This window comes from Pseudomonas sp. NMI760_13 (assembly GCF_021283245.1).
GTDB classification, from domain to species: domain Bacteria; phylum Pseudomonadota; class Gammaproteobacteria; order Pseudomonadales; family Pseudomonadaceae; genus Aquipseudomonas; species Aquipseudomonas peradeniyensis.
Genome location: NZ_JAJSRC010000027.1, coordinates 75,104 through 96,036 on the forward strand (window position 1 = coordinate 75,104; position 20,933 = coordinate 96,036).

The following is a 20,933-nucleotide window of genomic DNA, read 5'->3' on the forward strand; positions in this document are numbered from 1 at the left end:
AAAAGGCCCCCCGAAGGGGGCCTCAAGGTCACAGCTGTCAGAACGAGGTGTTGGAGATGGCCAGCGAGTTGCTTTGCTGGTTGCCCACACCGGCTGCCACGTTGACACCGAGGTTGCCGCTGCCGCCATTCACCGAGCCACTCAGGGTGGCGGTGTTGGTCACAGGGTTAGCCCAGCCGGTAGGAGTCAGCACCTGGAAGGACACGGTGTTGCTCAGGTCGTACGAGCTGGACTCGCTGTAGCTCTTCGAGCCGGATTTGGCGTACTCGGAGGCTTTGCTACCCGATTTTTCGAACGAAGAGTCGTAGGCCTTCTCGAACGAAGAGTCGTAGGACTTCTCGAACGAAGAGCTGGAAGACTTGTCGCGCGACTTGTCATACGAGGCGTCGATCGAGGCGCTCAGCGACGCATCGAACGAATCGGTGCGGCTGCGCTCGTGGCGGCCGAAGTCCTGGGTGTGGGTCACGCTGCCACTTGCCGAGGCATCCAGCGAAGCGTTCAGAGAACCACTGGCCGAGGAGCTCGACTCATGGCTACGCGAACCACTGGCGTCCGAGCTCTTCGAGCCACTGGCGCTCCAGCTGTTGGCACCGGCGGCCTCCCAGCTCGACGAGGAGCTGCCTTCCTTGCTGAAGCTGGAGTCCTTGTCGTACGAGGCGCTGCCACTTTTCGTGGTGGTGAAGGTCAGCGTATCGACCCGGAAGGTGCGGTCGGCGTTGTTGTTCACGACCAGGCCTGGGCCGTTCTGGTCGGCGGAGGCGGTGGCGGTGGCATTACCCAGTGGCGCATTGGAGTTGGCAATGGCCATGGTGTTTTTCTGTTGGTTCAGGTCGCCACCGGCAATGTTGATGCCCATGTTGCCGCTGCCGTTGTTGCCCGAGCCGCTCATGATGCCGGAGTTGGTGACGCCGTAGTTGTTGACCTTGTTGTTGTTGCTGTACTGACGCACATCGGCGGTGGCCGAGGCGGAGCCGAACACGAAGGTGTTATCCAGGCTCGAGTCAGCACCGGCGTTGGCGATGGCGGCGGCGTTGTCTTGCTGGTTGCCGGCGCCGGCGGCCACGTTGACACCGACGTTGCCGCTGGTGCCGGAAGCCGAGCTGCTCATTTCGGCTTCGTTCACGGTGCCTTCATTGCTGATGCGGTTGTTGGTGCTGCTTTGCTTGTCCCAGGCATTGGCGGTTGCATACACCGGGATCTTGGTAGGAGGAGGGGTGTGATGACCGTTGTTGTGATGACCATTGTGATGGTCGTTGCCACGCCGATCATTCTGCCCAGCTTGTACAGCCACAGCCATGATCGCAGCAATTGCGAAAACCAGAGGCTTGAGTGCCATCGAGGGTTTCATGGTGGTTCTCCGTACTTTATTTTAGGTTAAGTGTTGTTGTTACCTGTTTGGGTCAATCCGCGACCCGGATGCTCAGGGTGTTGGCCGTTCGGTTTCCCACCCCGGCACTCTGATTCAACTGCACCACGCCACGGCTACCGGTGAATGCCTGGTCGCTGGTGCTGACCTGGCGATGGCCGGGTGTCTGGGCAGTTGGATCCGAGCTGTTGACCAGCGCCACGTTCTGTTGCAGAAGGACGCTGTCGTCGATGCTTTGCGGTTGGGCACTGACGCTGATGCGCAGTGCGTTGGCTTGCTGGTTGCTGGCGCCGGCGCTCTGGTTGACCCCGAGGATGCCGTTGCCATGACTGAAGGCCGTGCCCTGGATACTGGCCTGGGCGTCCAGCGCAGGGTCGACATGGGTGCGCAGGCGCTGGCGGATCTGGGTGCTGGCGTTGGCGTCGTGGCCGATGGCGATGGCTCGGGCGTTGACCTGTTGCTGTTGGTCGCCGGCCGCCTGGTTGACGCCCAGGTTGCCTTGATACTGCGCGCCGGAACTGTCGATGGTGGCATTGTTGATCACGGGGGATTGGGCGAAGGCCGAAGCACTGCACAGCGTGGCCAGGATCAGCAGCGAATGCCTCATGTCATTGGCCTCCGCCGAGCACTTTCAACGCGCCCAGGCCTTGCTGGACGTTGGAGTTGACCATGTTGGCGATGCCGTTGCCGCCCGAGCCCGAGCCACGTCCGCCGGCGATGTTGGGCAACTGGGTCTGGTTGCCGATGTTGCTGCCGATGGTGTTGGTCTGCTGGGTGATCAGCGAGTTGATCCCGGCGCCGCTGGTGATGCCGGCGAAGTCGCCGTCGCTCAGCTCACTGGTCTGCCTGAGGATGTGCGCAGACGGGTTGGTGTTGACAGTGACCGGATTGGGGTCGGGCATCATGGGGGCGCGTATCGCGCTGCGCGTCTGCACTTCGCGGGTGATGACGACGATGCCGTTGTCTGCCTGGGCGGGCAGGCTGAAGCTGGATCCCAAAGCGCAACCAAGCAGCAGGAGGTGACAGATCTTGCCTTTTTCTGGTTTCCCCACGATGGCAATTCCTTCTTCGGCGTTTGGGCCAGGGGCCGCGTTGCCAGAAGGAGAGCAGAAGCTGTGCCGGTTTTTGTTATTGCTTGAAAATCAGGAGCTTGTGTGGGAAGCGCTCGTGCGTCAGAGAGTTGGTGTATCAGTGCTGAGACAGATCCCCGGCAAGGAAGGGGGCGAAGCCCGTATTATCGGGCTTCGAAGGGGAGGCGACGGCGGTGTATCAGCGATGTGACACTGCCCCCGAAACTGCGGCAATACGCGCAAATCCGGGGACTAAGGCCAGTCGGTGTGTATCAGCGGTTTAACATTCAGTGGGGAAGGCCGGGCATTTCCCGTCAAGCAAGCGTTGCACCGCGCCCAGCACCGTGACGCTGCGCTGTGGCCAGTCTCCGTCGATGACCTGCACGTTCTGTTGATGGCGTTGCAACCAGGCCAGGCTGTCGTCAAAGAACGCCTGGCGCTCCTCAAGGCGGGGCTGGCAGCGTTGCCCGTCACCGACCCATTCGACGCCCTCAGGGCGCAGCAGCAGGTGCAGGTCGTAATGGCGCGCCGTCAGCGCTTCTTCGATCCAGGCGGGGCAGTCACCGAACAGTGCCCGGCTCCAGAGGATGTTGCTGAGCAGGTGGGTATCGAGAATCAGCAGTGCCGGTGCTTGCTCTCGGCCTTGATCTTCCCAGGCCAGCTGGCCGCGGGCGATGGTGGGGATGTCGGCATAGCAGGTGTCGCGTTGTTCGCGCTCCATGAAATGGCGGACGTACTCGCCGACCAGCATGCCACCGAAATGCGCCTGGATTTCGCCGCTCAACCAGCTCTTGCCGCTGGACTCCGGGCCACACAGCACCAGCACTTTCATACCGTTGCCAGCGCCGGGTCGCGGCGCCACTCCAGCCAGCCGCGCACGGCGATCAGGGTGAACAGGGCGTAGAGCGCGGCGGTGAGGTACAGACCCTTGTACAGGAACAGGCCGACGAAGATCACGTCCACGACTACCCACAACGCCCAGCATTGCAGGCGCTTCTGCGCCATCCACAGCTGCGCCACCAGGCTGAAGCCGGTGAGGGCGGCGTCCAGCCAGGGCTGGGCGGCGTCGGTCCAGTGCGCCATGCCCGCGCCCAGCAGCAAGCTGGCCAGCAGGCCGGCCGCCAGGCCCTTGAGCATCGGCGCAGGGGCCAGGCGGGTCACCTGGCGGGCATCCTCGATACGGTCAGGTCGGGTCCACTGCCACCAGCCGTACAGCTGCAGCACCGCGTAGACCAACTGCAGGAGCATGTCCGAGTACAGCTTCACCTCGTAGAAGATCCAGCTGTACAGCACCACCATCACCAAACCGATCGGCCAGCACCAGGGGTTCTGCTTGACGGTGAGCCAGACGGCGATGACGCCGAGCGCGGCGGCGAAGAGTTCGAGGCCGGACATCGGCGATCCTTGGGCGGGGAAAGGGCGGGATGCTACAAGTTTCGAGCGGCAAGCAGCAAGCTGCAGTGGCGGGGACACTGCTGGGGCGCTCTTTCTTGCCGCTTGCAGCTTGTCGCTTGCCGCCACTAAACCCTGAACTGGCGCAGCAGTTGCTCCAGGTCCTCGCTCAGCCGCGCCAGGGCTACTCCGGCGTCGCTGGACTGGCGCGCGGCCTCGGCGGTCTGTTGCGACAGGTCGGCGGTTTCGGTGACGTTGCGGTTGATCTCCTCGACTACGTGGGACTGCTGCAGGGTGGCGCTGGCGATCGAGGCATTGAGCGCACCGAGGTTGCCCAGCGCCTGGCTGATGGCATCGAGGCTGCTACCGGCCTCGCGAGCCTGCTCGACCGTCTGGCGCGAGGCTTCGCTGCTGGTGTCGATGGCCCGCACTGCGGCCTCGGACTGACCCTGCAGGTGCTCGATCATGGTCTGGATCTCGGCGGTCGACTGAGCGGTGCGCTGCGCCAGCAGACGCACCTCGTCGGCGACCACGGCGAAGCCGCGGCCCTGCTCGCCGGCGCGGGCGGCCTCGATGGCGGCGTTGAGGGCGAGCAGGTTGGTCTGCTCGGCGATCGAGCGGATTACCTCGAGCACGCCACCGATCTTGGTGCTGTGACTGGCCAGTTCACGGATCACCTGCACCGCTTGCTCGATGGTTGCCGAAAGCCGGTCGATCTGCTGCAGGCTGCCGTGGATCGCCTGCTGGCCATGGCCGACCTGGGTCTGGGCGTTGCGCATCTCGCTGGAGGCCTGTTCGGCGTGCTTGGCCACGTCATGCACGGCGTAGGAAACCTCGTTGATCGCGGTGGCCACCTGGTCCATCTGCAGCGATTGCTGAGTACTGCGGGCCTGGGCGGCGCCTGCGTTGTCGCCGACATGGCCGGCAGATTCGGCCAGGTGATGGGCAGCGCCCTGCAACTGGCCGACCACCCCCTGCAGCTTGCCGTTGAAACGGTTGAAGTGTTCGCCCAGAAGGGTGATTTCATCACGGCCATGGGTGTCCAGGCGCCGGGTCAGGTCGCTTTCGCCACTGGCGATGGTGCCCATGGCTTGTACCGCCTCCTGCAGCGGGCGGGCGATGCTGCGGGCGATCAGCATCACCAGCAGGGCCATCAGCAGGGCGATGCCCAGGCCGACCAGCGAGGCGTCGCGCAGTTGGCGGGCGAACTCGGCCTGCACGTCGTCGACGTAAACGCCCGAGCCGATGATCCACCCCCAGGGTTTGAACAGCTGGATGTAGGAGGTTTTCTCCACCGGGTCGCTGGCGCCGGGCTTGGGCCAGCGATAGTCGACCGGCCCCGCACCCTGGCTGCGGGCCAGGGCGACCATCTCGTTGAACACGGCAAAGCCATCCGGGTCGCGGATGGCCGAGAGGTCCTGGCCATCGAGCTTGGGGTTGGCCGGGTGCATGACCATCTTCGGTTGCAGGTCGTTGATCCAGAAGTAGTCGTTCTGGTCGTAGCGCAGCCCGCGCACCACTTGCAGGGCTTGCTGCTGCGCGGCTTCGCGGGTGAGCGTGCCGGCGGCCTCCAGGCCCTGGTAATACGTCAGGATGCCGGCGGCGGTCTGCACCACGTGGCGGGTCTTTTCGGCCTTGGCCTGGTACAGGTCGCCGTGGAGCTGGCGCAGCATCAGCAGGCCCAACACCAGCAGCATGGCCACGGCCACCAGCAGGATCAGCCACAGACGGCGGCTGATCGACATCGACCTCAGGGTCTTCATGATGCGTTACTCCAGTCTTTGTTCTTTTTATCCAGGGCATCCAAGCATGCTTTGCCGCCGGCCCCCACTCGACCAACGGCTAATGAGTCTTTCTTGACATCCTGTGTAGCAGGTAACGCAAGCCTTGAAACACAGGCTCTGCTAGGATTTCGGCCGCGCCAGATGAAACCTTTAGGCTGCTGGGCTTTTCAGCTGGCCTTGGGAGCCACTGTCGCTGTAAAAAGCACGCGCCGCGTGCGGCATCATTGAGTCAATCAAAACAAGCGGCCTGCCACGCGCAGCGTCGCACTTGGGGGAAAGATGGATTTTTGGAGTGCCTTGCAGGCAATCATCTTGGGCGTGGTCGAGGGGCTGACGGAGTTCCTGCCCATTTCGAGTACCGGGCACCAGATCATCGTCGCCGACCTGATCAACTTCGGCGGCGAACGTGCCATGGCGTTCAACATCATCATCCAGCTGGGCGCGATCCTGGCGGTGGTGTGGGAGTTTCGACGCAAGATCTTCGACGTGGTGCTGGGCCTGCCCACACAGGTGCCGGCACGGCGTTTTACCGCCAATCTGCTGATCGCCTTCTTCCCGGCGGTGGTCCTTGGCGTGCTGTTCGCCGACCTGATCCACGAGTATCTGTTCAACCCCATTACCGTGGCCGCCGCACTGGTGGTGGGCGGGGTGATCATGCTGTGGGCCGAGCGTCGCCAGCATCGGGTGGAAGTCGATCATGTCGACGACATGCGCTGGAGCCATGCGCTGAAGATCGGTTTCGTCCAGTGCCTGGCGATGATTCCGGGCACCTCGCGCTCTGGTTCGACCATCATCGGCGGCCTGCTGTTCGGCCTGTCGCGCAAGGCGGCCACCGAGTTCTCGTTCTTCCTGGCCATGCCGACCATGGTCGGCGCGGCGGTGTATTCGGGGTACAAGTACCGTGAGTTGTTCCAGCCGGGCGACCTGCCGGTGTTCGCCCTCGGTTTCGTGGTGTCGTTCATCTTCGCGATGATCGCTGTGCGTGGGTTGCTCAAGTTCATTGCCAACCACAGCTATGCGGTGTTTGCCTGGTACCGGATTGCCTTTGGCCTGCTGATCCTGGCGACCTGGGAGTTCGGTTGGGTCGACTGGTCGACGGCGCACGGTTGACATGGCCCGTATGCAGTCTACGGCTAGGCGCGAGGAGGGCGTGCGCCATGCACGCCTGAAATGGCTGGTACTGGTGGTGCTTTGCCTGCTGCCGGTGGTGGGTGGCCTGCGAATGGGGTTGAGTGATGGGACCTGGCTGCCACTGGCGATGTATCCGCTGGTGAGCCTGGTCAGCTTGATGTTGTACTGGCAGGACAAGCAGCAGGCGCGGAACCAGGCTTGGCGCACGCCGGAGAAGGTGTTGCATGCCAGCGAGCTGCTGGGGGGATGGCCGGGGGCGTTGCTGGCGCAGCAGGTGTTTCGGCACAAGACACGGAAGGTTGCCTATCAGGTGGTGTTCTGGGGGATTGTTTTTGTGCATCAGGTGTTTTGGGTTGATTATCTGTTCTTGGCGGGGCGTTGGGGGTTTGTGATCTGAGGGTTGTTGTTAGGTGGTTTTGAAAGTTGTAGGCGCATTCATTTGTGATGTCGACGCTTATTCACCTTTCCGCCCTTACGGCGGGTAACTTTTTGAAGGATCAAAAAGTCACCAAAAAATCCTCGCTCCATTCATCCGGCCCTCCGCTTCGCTCCGGGTTCCCTCACTCCGGCCTTGCTCCCGGGAGGACCGCGCTGCAGGGCCCATCCTGGGCCCCAGCGCTTGACGGGCATCCATGCCCGTCACCTCCCTTCGCAAGGCCTGCGTTCGGCCTCCTGAAGTCGCGAAGTTACGGGCGGCGCCTGGACTGGCGCAGCTGTCGCTAGTTGGAAGTTTAGTTAATCTCTCGATCGCATCGCGGGGCAAGCCCGCTCCCACGCAATAGTCGCCGTTATATAAAACCCTGTAGGAGCGGGCTTGCCCCGCGAAAGGGCCGGAACAGTCAATGCATAACTAATGGTCAAACAACTAACTTCGCATTTCTTGCTCTTGCTCTTGCTTCTAAGCGCGCGATAGTTCAGGCAACACCAATTGCGACTTCAGGAGGCCGAGCGGAGTTCTTGCGGAGGGAGGTGACGGCCATGGATGGCCGTCAAGCGCTGCGCCCCAGGATGGGGCGTTCAGCGCGGTCCTCCCGGGAGCAAGAACGGAGCGAGGGAACCCCGGAGCGAAGCGCAGGGGCCGGATGAACGGAGCGGGGCGGCTTTGGTTACTTTGGCCAAGACCAAAGTAACCCGCCGTAAGGGCGGAAAGGTGACTAAATGTCGATATCTTCTACGAATGCACATAAAAAACTCAAAACAAGCACCAAAGAACCCAACTCACCCCTCAGCATACATCCACCTCATCAACGAATGCCGCCCACTGATCCCCAACTTGATCGCCGCCCTGCGCAAGTAGCTCTCCACCGTATTGACCTTGAGCCGCAAATGCTCGGCCTGCTGCGGCGCCGTACGCCCGGCCAACAATCCTTCGCACACCTGCATCTCCCGCTCCGACAAGCTGATCCCCGTTTGGCGCAGCCGTTCGAGAAACCGCTGTCCAAGGCTGTCGACATCCACCGGTTCAGGCGCAACTGGCTGCAAGGCATTGATGTGCTTCTCCAGCATCGGCATCAGCAACGGCGAAATGTCTTCAAGCCGGCTGCGCTCGGTCGCCGAAAAGCCAACCCGCGGGTCAGCCCGCAACACCGTGATCTCGTAGCGGTAACCATCCTTGCGTCGCGCCAGGTGCAGGCGGGCAGGGTCGTCGAAGTCTTCGCCCGAATCACCGGCACTGAACACCGTCTCGCTGATCAGCGTCGCGTCCGGGCGGGTGGCGCAAACCGGGTCGCGCAACTGGCGAATGTGTGTGGCATCAATAGTCAGGTGGGTCTGGATCAGGTCGTGCAGATACCGCGGAAAATGGCGGCTGCCGGTACTGGCTATGACTTTGCCGATCTGCGGGAAGAGCAGGTGCGAATTCATCGTGTCATCCATGATAGGCGTTGGAACAAAGGGCCCGCGCACGCCAGTGACCAGCGTCCTTGACTGCCGGCGGGGCCGTTGGAGCTGCTTGCTATCCTAGTACAACGATTGAGTGACGGTTAAATGAAGCAGGAATAATGGCATAACAATATCATCGATCCCGCCGGGCATCCGCCTTATCGTGCAGTCGGGTATGATGCCGATCCTTTCCCATCACGAGGCCCGCCCCATGTCCCTGAGCGCTGACCAGATCGTCGAATTCCGCCATTTCGCCGAACAGCTGGCCGAGGCCGCCGCTACCGCGATCCAGCCGTACTTTCGCGCCAGCCTGGATGTCGAGGACAAGGGCGGACGCCTGTACGACCCGGTGACGGTCGCCGACAAGGCCGCTGAAGAGGCCATGCGCCAGCTGATCCAGGTTCATTATCCAACGCATGGCATCCTTGGCGAGGAGCAGGGCGCCGCACAGGGTAGCAGCCCGTTGACCTGGGTGCTCGACCCAATCGACGGTACCCGAGCCTTCATCACCGGCCTGCCGCTGTGGGGCACCCTGATCGCTCTCAACGATGGCGAGCGCCCGGTGGTCGGCGTGATGAACCAGCCGTTCACCGGCGAGCGCTTCATCGGCACCCCGCAAGGCGCATGGCGCGGCGAAACGAAGCTCAAGACCCGCGCCTGCGTCGACCTGGCCTCGGCCACGCTGATGTGCACCACCCCTGACATGTTCGACACCCCGGCACGCAAGGCGGCCTTCGAGGCGGTCGCCGGCAAGGCGCGGCTGATGCGCTACGGCGGCGACTGCTACGCCTACTGCATGCTGGCTTCGGGGTTCGTCGATGTGATCGTCGAGGCGAGCCTGCAGCCGTACGACGTGCAGGCGCTGATGCCGATCATCGAAGGGGCGGGCGGTGTCATCACCGCCTGGGATGGCAGCTCGGCCCAGGACGGTGGCTGCGTGGTGGCCTGCGGCGATCCGGCGCTGCACGCGCAGGTGGTGGAGATGCTGCGTCACGCCATGTAAGGCTGTGCGCCCGCAATCGGCCTCGCCATCGCACTTTTTCGCATTTGTGCGTTCTATGCATGGCCAGGCCCCGCCGATCCCCGGCTGGGCCGACGACTTCCACCGGTGCCGATGGCCGTACGACGACATGCTCAGTTTCCCCGCCGCCTGCTGCTGGCCGGTACCCTGGTGTGCCTGGCCGCCTGCACCCAGCAACAGGGGCGCGACATGCTCACCCAGTTCGGCAACGGCAAGCCGGACGAGCTGTTCCAGACCAGTGTCGACCGCATGGCGACCCTGGCCATGCGCGACAACCTGCAAAGCCTCTACTTGCTGATGAACAAGCTGTACCTGCGTAACCCCAGCCAGTGGAAACAGTCCGGGTACCTCGACGCCACCACGGCGGCGCGGCAGATCCGCATCGCCATCGAGCAGCGCCAACCCTTGCCGCAACTGGGCGAGCGCCGTGACCTGGCGGCCCTGAGCTACGCCCTGAGCCCTGAATTTCGCGGTGATCGGGTCGGCGCGTTCATCTACGCCATCGGCAGCATGCTGGTTACCGCCCATGGCGGGCGCACCGAGTTCTACATGACCGACACCCTTGACCCGTTGTTCATCAACAACGCTGCCCGCAACATCGAGAAGGCCACCTGGATGCTCAGCCAGCGCCAGGATGCCAACGGCGTGCTGCTGCTGTTCTCCAACGAGATCTCCGAGCAGGGCAGCAACCTGAGCTTCGCCGTGGAGTTCGGCAAGGTCGTCGCCCGCCTGGACCTGCTGGCGCAGATGCTCGATGAGCGCTACCGACGGATCGGCCTGAACTATGCGCAGAGCCTGCTGCTGATGAATTTCCTGCCGGTGCAATGATCCATGTCCGCTGATCGCACAAGCTGACCCGGTCACTGTCCGCTGTCCGCCCGGCGTTTGTCGCCTGCGCATTGCCCAGACCCCGGGTTTTTGCTTAGTGTGGGCTTTGCCAGCCGACCGTCACCTGCCCCGACACACACCGCGCGGCTGAATAGAATGACCGTGAACGACCACCTGCGCACCCCTCGGTAGCCGCAGGCGGCGCCCATAACAATAACGATGGCGAGTGCCTTGTCCATGGAAAGCCGCCTGCTGAGCGAGCAAAGCTGCGTGTTCCACCACGCCGACCCTTATGCCGTGTCCGACTATGTGAACCGGCATGTGGGCCAGCACCATATCGGCCTGTCCCGCACCACCCACCCCCAGGCCAGTCTCAGCCACCGCAAGTTCGCCGAGCTGGACCTGTGCCGCATCAGCTACGGCGGCAGCGTTCGCGTTACCTCGCCGGCACTGGAAACCATCTACCACCTGCAGGTGCTGCTCAACGGCAATTGCCTGTGGCGCGGGCACCAGCGCGAGCACCACCTGGTGCCGGGCGAGCTGCTGCTGATCAACCCGGACGACCCGGTGGACCTGACCTATTCCGAGGATTGCGAGAAGTTCATCCTCAAGCTGCCGGTGCACCTGCTCGACAGTATCTGCGCCGAACAACGCTGGCAGCGCCCCAGCGGCGGTGTGCGCTTCCTGCGCAACCACTACCGGCTGGAGGAACTGGGCGGTTTCCTCAATCTCTTGGGCATGATCTGCAACGAAGCCGAAGTGAGTGGCTCACTGCCGCGGGTGCAGGGGCACTACAGCCAGATCGTCGCCAGCAAGTTGCTGACGCTGATGACCACCAATGTGCGCATGGAGACGCTGGGCGGGGCGGGCATGGGTCTGGAGCGGATTCTGGACTATGTGGAGCGCAACCTGAAACTGGAGGTGAGCGCCGAGGCGCTGGCCGAGCAGGCGAACATGAGCGTGCGCTCGCTGTATGCGCTGTTCGATCGCCACCTGAGCACCACGCCCCGGCAGTACATCCGCCAACGCAAGCTGGAGCGCGTGCAGGCCTGCCTGAGCGATCCCAGCTGCGCGGTGCGCAGCGTCACCGAACTGGCGCTGGACTACGGCTTCCTGCACCTGGGGCGGTTTTCCGAGAGCTATCGCCAGCGTTTCGGTGAGTTGCCGTCGGAAACGCTCAAGCGGCGAGGCTAGCCAAAGCGCGGGACAAACCCAAGTGGGCTTGCCCCGTGTTCGAGGTGGATCAGGCCACATCCACCAGCACGATCTCGCTGTCCTGCAGCGCGGTCACCTTCAGCACCGTCTCCTGCTCGATCGCCACGCCGTCGCGCGCCTTGGCCTGCAGCCCGTTCACTTCGACCAGCCCCTTGGCCGGTACCAGGTAAGCACGGCGCCCTTCATCGAGACGGTACTCGGCGCTTTCCCCGGCGCGCAGGGTAGCGGCCACCAGACGTGCATCGGTGCGGATGCGCAGGCTCTGCTCATCGCCCTCGCGACCGCTGGCCAGGGTCACGAAACCCTCGCCACGCTCGCCTTTGGGGAACGGCCGGGTACCCCAGGACGGCGCATCGCCGACCTTCTCGGGGATGATCCAGATCTGGAAGATCCGCGTGTCGACCTTCTCCAGGTTGTACTCGCTGTGGACGATGCCGCTGCCGGCACTCATCACCTGCACGTCGCCGGCCTCGGTACGGCCCTTGTTGCCCAGGCTGTCCTGGTGGGTGATGGCACCTTCGCGAACGTAGGTGATGATCTCCATGTCACGGTGCGGGTGAGGCGGGAAGCCTGCGCCGGCGGCGATCAGGTCGTCGTTCCAGACCCGCAGGTTGCCCCAGTGCACACGCGCCGGGTCATGGTACTCGGCGAACGAGAAGTGATGGTGGGCGTCCAGCCAGCCGTGGTTGGCGTGGCCAAGGCTCTCGAAGGGTCGCAGTTGCAGCATGGTGATGCTCCTCTGATTCGGTGGAATGGGGCCATGATGCGGCTTTAATAGATCGATAAAAAGCGTAAATATCGGCTTTATATGATCTGATAATTCGATAATATTTGGTGTGAATCAGCATGCGTTTCATCGCCTAATGCCCTGATCCATAAGCATTCGCTGGCACTTTTGCGTGGATGAGGCGAACATGCCCGTTGTTTCGACTTTCAATGGAGTGACCGTGCCTCACGAGCATCCCCAGGCCCCGGCCGACCTGACCCCGCCCGCCCAGTTGCCCTGGCTGCGCCGCCTGGCGGCCCGCCTGCTAGGGCGTGGCCTGTCGCGCCTGCAGGCGCAGCACCGTGACTCCTGGTTCCTGGGCCACGCCACGGGGCAGCGCAACGGCCATTCTGACGGCCTGCGCGAAGGCTATGAGCGGGGCCGGGTGGATGGCTATGAGGCCGGGCGCCAGGTCCTGGTAATCCGCGATACACGCCCCGAGCATGTCGCCGTGCCGGGCCAGGACGACAACCTGTTTGACGACTGGCGCCTGCCGCTGACCACCGAGCTGAAGAAGCGCTTCAAGGCCGATGTCGCCCAGCGCCTGCCTGCCGAGGCGCAACCGAGCGCGGCGCAGTGGAAGCTGATCTTCAGCGACACGCCGTCCACTTGCGTGGTGGCCGGTGCCGGGGCGGGCAAGTCGACCTCGCTGGTGCTGCGCATCCTGTTGCTGCGCCACTACCTGGGCTTCGAACTCGATGCCCTGACCGTGGTGACCTTCACCCGCGAGTCGCGCAAGGACTTCATCCAGCGCCTGCTGCAGGTGTTCGCCCTGTGGCAGGTTGAGCTGTCACCGGCCCAGGGGCGCGAGCTGGTGCGCACCTTCCACTCGCGCATCCTGCCACTGGTGCGCAGCCTGCCGGGTTTCGCCCAGGTACGGGCGTTCGAGACCCTGGGCAGCGAGATGCCCGTTGGCAGCGAGGCCAGCGCCGACAGCAATCCGTTCGACCTGCGCCTGAACGACGCCCAGCGCCAGCAACTCAACCTGTGCTACCGCGACCTGATGGGGCAGAGCCCGCGTTTTGCCCAGTTGATCGGGGCGCTGCGCCAGGAAGCCCTGCTGCTCAAACCGCTGGATCCGGATCACCCGGACGTGCAGAAACGCGCCCAGGTGACCCAGTTGGCGGCCCAGCGCGACGAGGAGTTGTGCGATGTGATCGAGGACCTGTGGTTCGCCGCCGGCGCCTGGCCGATCAAGGGCATCGAGCCGTGCCGGGACACGGTGCAGATCCGTGGCAGCCGCTTCCATGTGCACGGTCGCCTGGAAGGGCTGGATGCCTGGGTGGTACTGGGCTTCGACCCAGCCGAGAGCGGCCAGTACCAGCGCCCTGGCGCCAAGCTGGCGGTGCGTGCGGAATGGGCGGTTAAACGCACCCTGTTTCAAGCTTTCTGTGATAAGCCATTGATATGGCTTGATAACTACTCATCGGCAAAGCGCTTGGCGGCATCCTTGGCGGGTGATGCCGTGGCGGGTCCTGGCTTCGAGTACAAGGTCAAGGGCGAGCTGGCCCCGGCGCCGCTGCTCGACGCCTTCGTCACCGCGGCAAGCTTTATCGAGAACCTGGGCCTGGACGTCAATGCCGCAGTGGCGGCCATGAGTTTCCCGTCCGGCGACACCGATGCGGTCTTCTTCGAAGCCCTGGCCTTGTACTGGAAGGCGCTGGAGGCTCATCTGCTGGCCCAGTCGCCGCCGGTTATGACCTACAACCGCATGTTCGCCCTGTTCGGCGAGAACAACCCGGAGAACCTCGGGCTGTTGCCCGACCCGCTGCTGCGCCCCCTGGCGCACCTGATGATCGACGAGTTCCAGGATGTCTCGCCGCAGATCGTCAGCTGGCTGCGTGCGAGCCTGACCGAGATTCGCCGCCGTGGGCCGACCCTGCATGCCGGACGGGTGGCGCAGCATTCGTCGCTGATGTGCGTGGGCGATGACTGGCAGTCGATCTACGGCTGGCGCGGCAGCTCGCCGAAGTACTTCATGGAGTTCACCAAGGCGTTTCTGTCCCCCGCCAACACGCGGGTGATGCTGGTGGAAAACTACCGCAGTCAGCAGCACATCATCGATGCCGCCGAGCACCTGGTCAAAGGCGCGCCGGCCATCACCGGGAAGAAGGCCAGGGCCGCGGGGCCTGCGGCCGAGCTAGCGCTGACGCCGGTTCGGGTCTTCGACCGCGACGAGGCGGCACTGGCCGAAACCGTGATCGAACACTATCAGCGTGGCGAAACGGTCATGATGCTGTTTCGAAAAACAAGCGATAAGTTATTGATTGAACAGCATTTATCGGCAGTTATTAAGGCTGATTCTAGCTTGCCGCCTGGCCAGCGCCGCCTGCGCCAGCTGACCTATCACAGTGCCAAGGGCCTGCAGGCCGATGCGGTGTTCATGCTGGGCGATTGCCAGTACCTGACCAGCTCGCCGTACAAGAACCAGGTCTACCGCCTGGCCGGCCTGGGCAAGCCAGGTGATGCCCAGGCGTTCGACACGGCGCAGAAGGAAGAGGTGCAGCGCCTGGCCTATGTGGCGGTCACCCGGGCGGTCCGCCATTGCTATTGGCATGTGGAGAAGGCCAGCGGCGAGGCTGCCGGGCAGCCGCGCGCATCAAGCCAGGTGCAGGGCCGGCAGGTCTTCTTCGAGGACCTGCGCGGCCAGTAGCTTCAGTCGTTGGGATCGCGGCGGGTGGTCAGGCGCAGGTAGAGGCCGTCTTCGTCCTCCTCCAGGCCCAGGGCCATGCGTTTCATGCCCGCGATGTAAGGCTCGTTGGTGATGGCCTGGCGCAGGGGCTGGCCATCTTCGCCAAGGGGGCTGCGGCCCAGTGCCTGGGTCAGGGCCTCGATTACCGGGGGTTCCAGCGTGTCGTCCAGTTCATTGCCTTCCAGGTAATCCAAGCCGACGTCCCAGCGGCGCCTGAGCGCATCGAAGCGGTTACTGTACTCCCGGCGCAGTAGACGGCGCCAGGTTGGGTGACGGGAGATCCATTGGCGACGCAAGTCTGCGCTGGCGTCTTGTATCTCGACCTCGTCATGTACCGCGTCTTCGGTCCACGTAGAGACCTCGGCGGTTTGCCGGTAAAGCATCTCCTGCTGCGGTTCGGGGAAATCGAGACGCCTCGACAAGCGGGTGCGCAGGGCCAGGCGGATCTCGATCAAATCCAGACCTTCGCCCAGGCCGTTGTGCAACACGTCGTCCGACAGCGTATCGAAGCGATGCAGGTCCGGCAGCGCAGGCCTGGCGCCACGCTCGCCCAGCGGCCGGGCTTGCCAGGCGTCCAAGACTCGCAGTGCATCGCGCCGCGCCAGTCGCGCGTTATAGAGGTCCTGTGCCAGGGCGTTCACCTGATCACGCCGGAACAGGCGCCGGAAGAATTGGAACAGAGGTGGTGTGGCAATCTCCATGCCTGCGGTTTCATCGTAGGCCATGACTTCGATTTGCAGCGTACCGAACCCATCGGCACCGGCATCACCGCAACTGACCGGGAATGCGGCGGCCACCTCGTTCAGCCGCCTGCGCAGGCGGCTACTGGCAGCTGCCCGGTCAAGCAGCGTCCAGACCTGGCGGGCAAAGACCTCGGGTTGACGCAGCGCACTGGCCGACATGCCGACCTGTTCGACCACATCACGCAGGCAGGCATTTCGGTCGCCTTCAAATAGTGCGTTCCAGGTGGCTTGCTGGGCATTGCTGGCGTTGTTCAGCCAGGTTGTTCGCTGCGCTGAAGCTGGAAGAGGTTCCGCGACTGCTTCTTCCTCGACGGAGGCGCCGATTACCCTGAGACTTTCTCGGGTCCGTTCATCCAATGGGTTGTAATTGAAGCGCCAGCGATAATTGGCGCGCCTTGCCAGCAGATGGTCGAAATAGGCAGAGTTCAGGAGGGTGTCGAAATCGGGAACCTGCCCGATGCGATTCATGCTCAGGTCCACTTCGCGCAGCATGCAGGGGGTGCGTTGCATCAAGGTGCTGAGCCCGGTGGGCCACTGCTGAAGTTGGCCGCTGTCCAGGCGCAGGGTGGCCAGATTTTCCAGGCCGCTCAGGTCTGGACTGAGGCCCAGCGGATTCAGGGTCAGGTGCAAGTGCCGCAATTCGCGCATTGAACGGAACGCGCCCGCCATGTCCGCATCCAGCGCAATGCGGTTGGCCCGCAAGTCCAGGTTCTCCAGGCGCAGGCCTGCGATCATCTGCAGGTCCGCCAGGGTGAGGGTCAGACGGTTGCGGGGCAGTTCCAGGCTGCGCAGATTGTTCAGGGTCGGCAATACCTCGTGGGCGGTGACCGGCAGCTGACCCAGGCGCGCACTGCTCAAGCGCAGTTCTCGAAGTTGCGGGGCATTGCGCAGCGCTCGCAGGAGCGATGTGGCGCTGAGTTGCGGGCTGCTGCGTACATCGACTCGGCGCAATGACGGGAAGGCCTGCAAAAAGTCGGCGGGTATCTCGATCACATTGAGGTTCTCCAGCGTCAGCGTGGTGATGTGATCGAAACGTGTCGATAGCGGCGGCAGCGCATCGAGGGCGACATTGGACAGGCTGAGCATCTCGCCGTCCAGGCGTTGCCAGGCCCGGATCAGCCGGTCGGTGGTGGTGGTGTAAAACGCGCCGACTTCCTCGCCCCAGTCGTTGGCGCCTGCGCTGGCCCAGGCGCCAAGTTGCTCGCGCAGCACTGCCAGTTGAGTGCGCATCACCTGTATCTGCTCGGTCGCGCTACCTCTGGCGCGCAGGGTGCCCAGCAATTGTCGGATCTCGCGCCCCGTGAGCCCGGGGTACAAGGCGTGCAACTCGCGCTCGGCACGGGAGGCGAACATCCCAGGGCTGAGCGGGTAGCCATACCGGCCATCGCTCAGCCGCAGTGGCGAGCGAAAGCCGGTGGGCATGGGTTGCTGGCCAATCAGCCGGGCGGCGGCGGATCGGTCGGCGAGTGCCGCGTGATAGCGCTGTTGCGCGGACCATTGCGGGTGGCGGGCCAGCAGGTTGTCGCTGATGAGCTGGCTATCGGTGTTGGCCAAACTGTTGCGGTACAGGCCCAGAATTGCACGGTCCAGTCGCACGCGGGCTTGCAGCAGCCGTGCTTCCTCGGCGATACGCAGCGGCACCCGGCCTGCAAGCAGGCTGTCCCGTTCGGCACTGTTGGCCTGGCCGGCCAGTTCGTCGAGTGCCCGCCAGGGCAGGCTGGGAAACTGCCGAGCGATGGCCAGGGTCGCGGGGGAAGCTGCCTTGGGCTGGCTGCGGTACAGACTGTCGAACAGCGATGCCCGCCTTGCGCTCAGCCGGTCGGCCATCAGCGTCTGCAAGGCCTGTTGACGTTGAGCGCCTGGAGTTCCTTCAGGCAGCAGTGCCACCACCGTTTCTTCGTCCAGGTTTTCCAGGACGATCCTGGCCAGGTATCCATTCTCAAGGTCGCTGCGGGTCACCTGTATCACCTGGTCGCCGAGCCGGTTGCGGCCATAGCGGGTGGCGCTGCCCATGGGCTCGGCACCGTCGAACACCTCCAGCGCCACATCCTCGGGCCAGCCGGGCAGTTCGCCGAGTACGCTGATGGCGAATTGTTTGTAGGCGGCCAGCGGACGGCCCTGGCGGGTTCGGGCGATGATGGTGTCGGCGGTGCTGTCGGCGTTCAACCGTTGCAGGGCGTCCTCGAGCAATGGCGCAGGGCGTCTGCCGTCGGCGTGGGCCTGTTCCAGCACGCCACGCTCCAGGCCGCTGCTGTCGAGTGCGGCCAGCAGGTCCTCATCGGTCAACCCCTTGCAGAGTGGGCCGAGACGACGCATCAGCTTGACCCGAGGCCACGCCTGAGGCCGCTCGTGCGCCACGCGCCAAGCGCCGTTGCCATTGCCGTGCAAGCGTGGCTGGTAGGCCTGTGGATCGTCCGGGTGGAGGATTCGCCAGTCCCCCCCGGCATCTTTGCGGACCTCGTGGAGGGCATCGTCCAGTTCCAGGAAATGCCGATCGTCATACTGCAGGATGCCTTCATCGTCCGGCTGCAGGTCCACCGGCAGTTCGACCGGGCTGCGATAGGGCGCGAGCTGAGGCTGCCACAGCCGTTCCTGGTCATCGAGCCGGAGGCTTTCCATCCAGTCGACGAAGCCCGAGGCCTTGGCCAGCCTGGCGACACCGGCGATGGCGACCACACTGCCGAGGTTGACGAGCAACGACTCGACCTGGCTCACGGCCTGGGCGTTGTCACCTTCGGACCAGGCCTCGAAACCGTGGAAGATGCTGCTCATCACCTGGCTGGCGCCTACGGCCAGCATGGCGACGTCCAGGCCCGGAACGAACATGGCCGCCACCCCCAGCAGGGTCAGGCCGCGTTCGCCCCACAGCATCAGGCGTTCCTCCCGGGCCTTGGTGTCGATATCCGCCGTCGGTACCGCTATCCTGCGAGCGTCGTCCAGCAGCCGCTGCACATGGTCGTTGAACAGCTTGGGCCACACCGGGAAGGCAATGGGCGTTTCATGTACCGCCAGCGCGGGGAAGCGGACGGGACGCGGTGCTGACTGATCATCTGATTCGCTGGCAATCTCCCTTCCTTGCCAGGGATGCGTGGCGGGCTCGGTCTCGGCAAAGGCCGGGGAAGGTGTCTCGAGAGGGGTCACTTCGGCCAGTGGGCCTTCGAACAACCTGGCCTTGAGTTTTCTTGCCAGCTCCGGGCGATCCTTCAGGGCGACATGTTCCAGAAAACGTTCGCGATAGTCGGGCTCCAGCAAGCGGCGACGCAGGTACCTGCCGAAGGCCAGCAGGTTGATGAATTCCTGTACAGGCCGATCGTCGTCGAAGGGCAGGTAGGTGATATAGACGGGATCGGACTGTCCGTCTGCCGCCAATAGCCACAGGTCGTGCAGTTGCGTGCCCAGCATGCTCAAGGTCCGCACAGAGGCTGTTGCCGCTCCGTAACCTGGCGCCTGGTCGCTGGCGCAGAGCTGGAGCAAAGCCTGGAGACCATCATCGGTCAGGTGTCCACGCATATGGGCGATCAGCGCCTGCGCGGTGAGTTCGTCGCGCCGCGCCTGGCTCCACAGCGGTTGCAGCACGTTTTTTCGCCTACCGCCATAGAAGCTTCGCAGGTGCTGCTGATAGCGCTTGCCCAGGTCGAGCGCACGGCAGTGGCCGACAAAAGCGCTGGTACTCAGACCTGGGACCGGGGTGGTGTCGTCGACGCTGAGCTGCAAGGTGCTGAAGGGGCCGACTTCGGCCATGCCTTCGAAGTTGTGCAGGGCGGCTTCGAGCAGGCTGGTGAGGGTGGCGGCGCCGGACGGCTGTTCGCTCGGGATCGCAGGGCGAGGCCTGTCATGGGAGGCATCTGGATCGGGGAACCCGCCCTCCAGACCCTGGGTGAATGGTTGACGGCAGAACTGCGCTTGCGTGAGGGAAACCTGAACGCCCAACCGCGCCTTCAGCAAAGGTTCGCAGAACTCGGTAATGCCCTGCAGGCCCTGCAAGGCCTTGGCCAGTGCCTTGCTGCTGGCCGCACGCTGCTTGATGGCTTGGCGCAATTCGGCTTGTCGGACAGGGGACGCCAGGACGAACCAGTCCGCGAGCTGCCCGTCCGGTTGGACGTGCTCCCGGTGGGCGCGGCGCAACAACCTTTGAGCGTGGGCTGGCTGCAGCTGTCTGGTCCAGCCTGGCAGGCTGCGCAGGATCTGTTGCTGGTGGTAGGGCGGGTCGATGCTGTGCATGGTCGCATTCCAATGAAGGGGAGCGGCCATTCAAGTGCGGGTGGCAAGGTCTTGGGCGGTACATATTTGGGCCGTCGCCAGGGTGATGGCTGACACGCCCCAGACCGTTTGGCCCACAGCACCTGCGGCGGACTCACCTTCGGCCATTGACGGCGACGGCCTAGGGTCAGTCGGCGGGGACGCTGCTATGGTCTAGACAAAGCCTGAACGTGGAGCACTGCCATGCCAGCTTTCACCATCCTGCATATCGACCACCTGGTCCTGCGCGTCGGCGATCTGCAGCGCAGCCTGGCCTTCTACCATGAACTGCTTGGCTGCCCGGTGCGCAAACGCCGGGATTCGCTGGGCATGATCCACCTGGGGGCCGGCGACGGCCTGATCGACCTGGTGGCGATCGACGGCCCGCTGGGGCGCCAGGGCGGCGCGCAGCCCGGCCCGACCGGGCACAATGTCGATCATTTCTGCCTGCGCATCGAGCCGTTCGACGAACCGTCGCTGAGCGCACTGCTGCGCGATGCCGGGGTACGGGTCGAGGCCGCGCAGAAACGCTACGGGGCTGAAGGCGAGGGTGTCTCGCTGTATTGCTATGACCCTGATGGCAATCGGGTCGAACTCAAGGGGCCGCCGTTGGGTAGGGAGTTTTAGAGGCAGGCCGTCAAGTTTGTTGGGCGTTGACCGAGTGAGGCTACCAGGTGTCCGCCGCAACCCTTGCAGCGCCTATCAGATCGAGCGCCGCCCGCGCGGCGCATCGCGACGCAAGGCCGCTCCTACATTTGTTGCAACGTGCCAAACCTGTCAGGCCATGGTTGCCCGCCTTGGTGCA

The 20,933-nt window shown here is 63.9% G+C and carries 16 protein-coding genes and 1 pseudogene; 7 read left to right on the forward strand and 10 right to left on the reverse strand.

Annotated elements, in window-relative coordinates; translation table 11 throughout:
* Positions 1 to 37 precede the first annotated feature (37 nt).
* From LU671_RS22920 to LU671_RS29795, 7 genes and pseudogenes are all read right to left on the reverse strand, one after another.
* Positions 38 to 1,348 (reverse strand): heme utilization protein, encoded by a 1,311-nt coding sequence (locus LU671_RS22920; RefSeq protein WP_232856976.1) that lies wholly within the window; start codon positions 1,346 to 1,348, stop codon positions 38 to 40.
* 52 nt (positions 1,349 to 1,400) lie between these two features.
* Entirely contained in the window at positions 1,401 to 1,973 is a 573-nt protein-coding gene (locus LU671_RS22925; RefSeq protein WP_232856977.1) for an adhesin, read from the reverse strand.
* A 1-nt stretch (position 1,974) separates the two neighbouring features.
* On the reverse strand, positions 1,975 to 2,418 hold the full coding sequence (locus LU671_RS22930) for a hypothetical protein (RefSeq protein WP_203646393.1): 444 nt from the start codon (positions 2,416 to 2,418) through the stop codon (positions 1,975 to 1,977).
* Positions 2,419 to 2,716: 298 nt separating this feature from the next.
* Positions 2,717 to 3,268, reverse strand: a complete 552-nt coding sequence (locus LU671_RS22935) for an AAA family ATPase (protein WP_232856979.1) — start codon at positions 3,266 to 3,268, stop codon at positions 2,717 to 2,719.
* Positions 3,265 to 3,831, reverse strand: coding sequence for a nicotinamide riboside transporter PnuC (gene pnuC / locus LU671_RS22940; protein WP_203646398.1), 567 nt, complete (start codon positions 3,829 to 3,831; stop codon positions 3,265 to 3,267). Before pnuC ends, LU671_RS22935 begins: the two co-directional genes overlap by 4 nt.
* Before the next feature lie 125 nt (positions 3,832 to 3,956).
* On the reverse strand, positions 3,957 to 4,691 hold the full coding sequence (locus LU671_RS29790) for a methyl-accepting chemotaxis protein (RefSeq protein WP_442799973.1): 735 nt from the start codon (positions 4,689 to 4,691) through the stop codon (positions 3,957 to 3,959).
* A 138-nt stretch (positions 4,692 to 4,829) separates the two neighbouring features.
* Positions 4,830 to 5,591: pseudogene (locus LU671_RS29795) on the reverse strand (cache domain-containing protein); the annotation flags it as partial.
* A 300-nt stretch (positions 5,592 to 5,891) separates the two neighbouring features.
* Here LU671_RS29795 and LU671_RS22950 point away from each other — a divergent pair.
* Both LU671_RS22950 and LU671_RS22955 read left to right on the forward strand, forming a co-directional pair.
* Positions 5,892 to 6,722 (forward strand): undecaprenyl-diphosphate phosphatase, encoded by an 831-nt coding sequence (locus LU671_RS22950; protein WP_203646402.1) that lies wholly within the window; start codon positions 5,892 to 5,894, stop codon positions 6,720 to 6,722.
* A gap of 10 nt (positions 6,723 to 6,732) precedes the next feature.
* Entirely contained in the window at positions 6,733 to 7,140 is a 408-nt protein-coding gene (locus tag LU671_RS22955) for a DUF1294 domain-containing protein (protein ID WP_420713668.1), read from the forward strand.
* A gap of 821 nt (positions 7,141 to 7,961) precedes the next feature.
* On the opposite strand, the gene LU671_RS22960 is transcribed toward LU671_RS22955, so the two are convergent.
* The gene (locus tag LU671_RS22960; RefSeq protein ID WP_232856980.1) at positions 7,962 to 8,606 is read right to left on the reverse strand and encodes a helix-turn-helix transcriptional regulator; all 645 of its coding nucleotides are present in this window, start codon (positions 8,604 to 8,606) and stop codon (positions 7,962 to 7,964) included.
* Positions 8,607 to 8,835: 229 nt separating this feature from the next.
* Here LU671_RS22960 and hisN point away from each other — a divergent pair, with 229 nt between their 5' ends.
* From hisN to LU671_RS22975, 3 genes are all read left to right on the forward strand, one after another.
* On the forward strand, positions 8,836 to 9,627 hold the full coding sequence (hisN, locus tag LU671_RS22965; RefSeq protein WP_203646408.1) for a histidinol-phosphatase: 792 nt from the start codon (positions 8,836 to 8,838) through the stop codon (positions 9,625 to 9,627).
* 111 nt (positions 9,628 to 9,738) lie between these two features.
* Complete coding sequence (locus tag LU671_RS22970) at positions 9,739 to 10,473, forward strand: hypothetical protein (RefSeq protein WP_203646410.1); 735 nt, start codon at positions 9,739 to 9,741, stop codon at positions 10,471 to 10,473.
* Positions 10,474 to 10,710: 237 nt separating this feature from the next.
* Positions 10,711 to 11,667, forward strand: a complete 957-nt coding sequence (locus LU671_RS22975) for an AraC family transcriptional regulator (RefSeq protein ID WP_203646413.1) — start codon at positions 10,711 to 10,713, stop codon at positions 11,665 to 11,667.
* A 49-nt stretch (positions 11,668 to 11,716) separates the two neighbouring features.
* Here LU671_RS22975 and LU671_RS22980 read toward each other — a convergent pair whose 3' ends face one another.
* The gene (locus tag LU671_RS22980) at positions 11,717 to 12,415 is read right to left on the reverse strand and encodes a pirin family protein (RefSeq protein ID WP_203646415.1); all 699 of its coding nucleotides are present in this window, start codon (positions 12,413 to 12,415) and stop codon (positions 11,717 to 11,719) included.
* A gap of 187 nt (positions 12,416 to 12,602) precedes the next feature.
* Between LU671_RS22980 and LU671_RS22985 the strand changes: the two genes are divergently transcribed.
* A complete protein-coding gene (locus LU671_RS22985; protein ID WP_232856981.1) occupies positions 12,603 to 15,107 on the forward strand; it encodes a UvrD-helicase domain-containing protein in 2,505 nt (834 codons plus the stop codon).
* 2 nt (positions 15,108 to 15,109) lie between these two features.
* Here LU671_RS22985 and LU671_RS22990 read toward each other — a convergent pair whose 3' ends face one another.
* Positions 15,110 to 20,110: a dermonecrotic toxin domain-containing protein gene (locus LU671_RS22990; RefSeq protein WP_232856982.1), complete on the reverse strand. Its 5,001-nt coding sequence runs from the start codon at positions 20,108 to 20,110 to the stop codon at positions 15,110 to 15,112.
* Positions 20,111 to 20,332: 222 nt separating this feature from the next.
* Here LU671_RS22990 and LU671_RS22995 point away from each other — a divergent pair, with 222 nt between their 5' ends.
* Positions 20,333 to 20,755, forward strand: a complete 423-nt coding sequence (locus LU671_RS22995; RefSeq protein ID WP_203646423.1) for a VOC family protein — start codon at positions 20,333 to 20,335, stop codon at positions 20,753 to 20,755.
* The last annotated feature ends 178 nt before the right edge of the window (positions 20,756 to 20,933 follow it).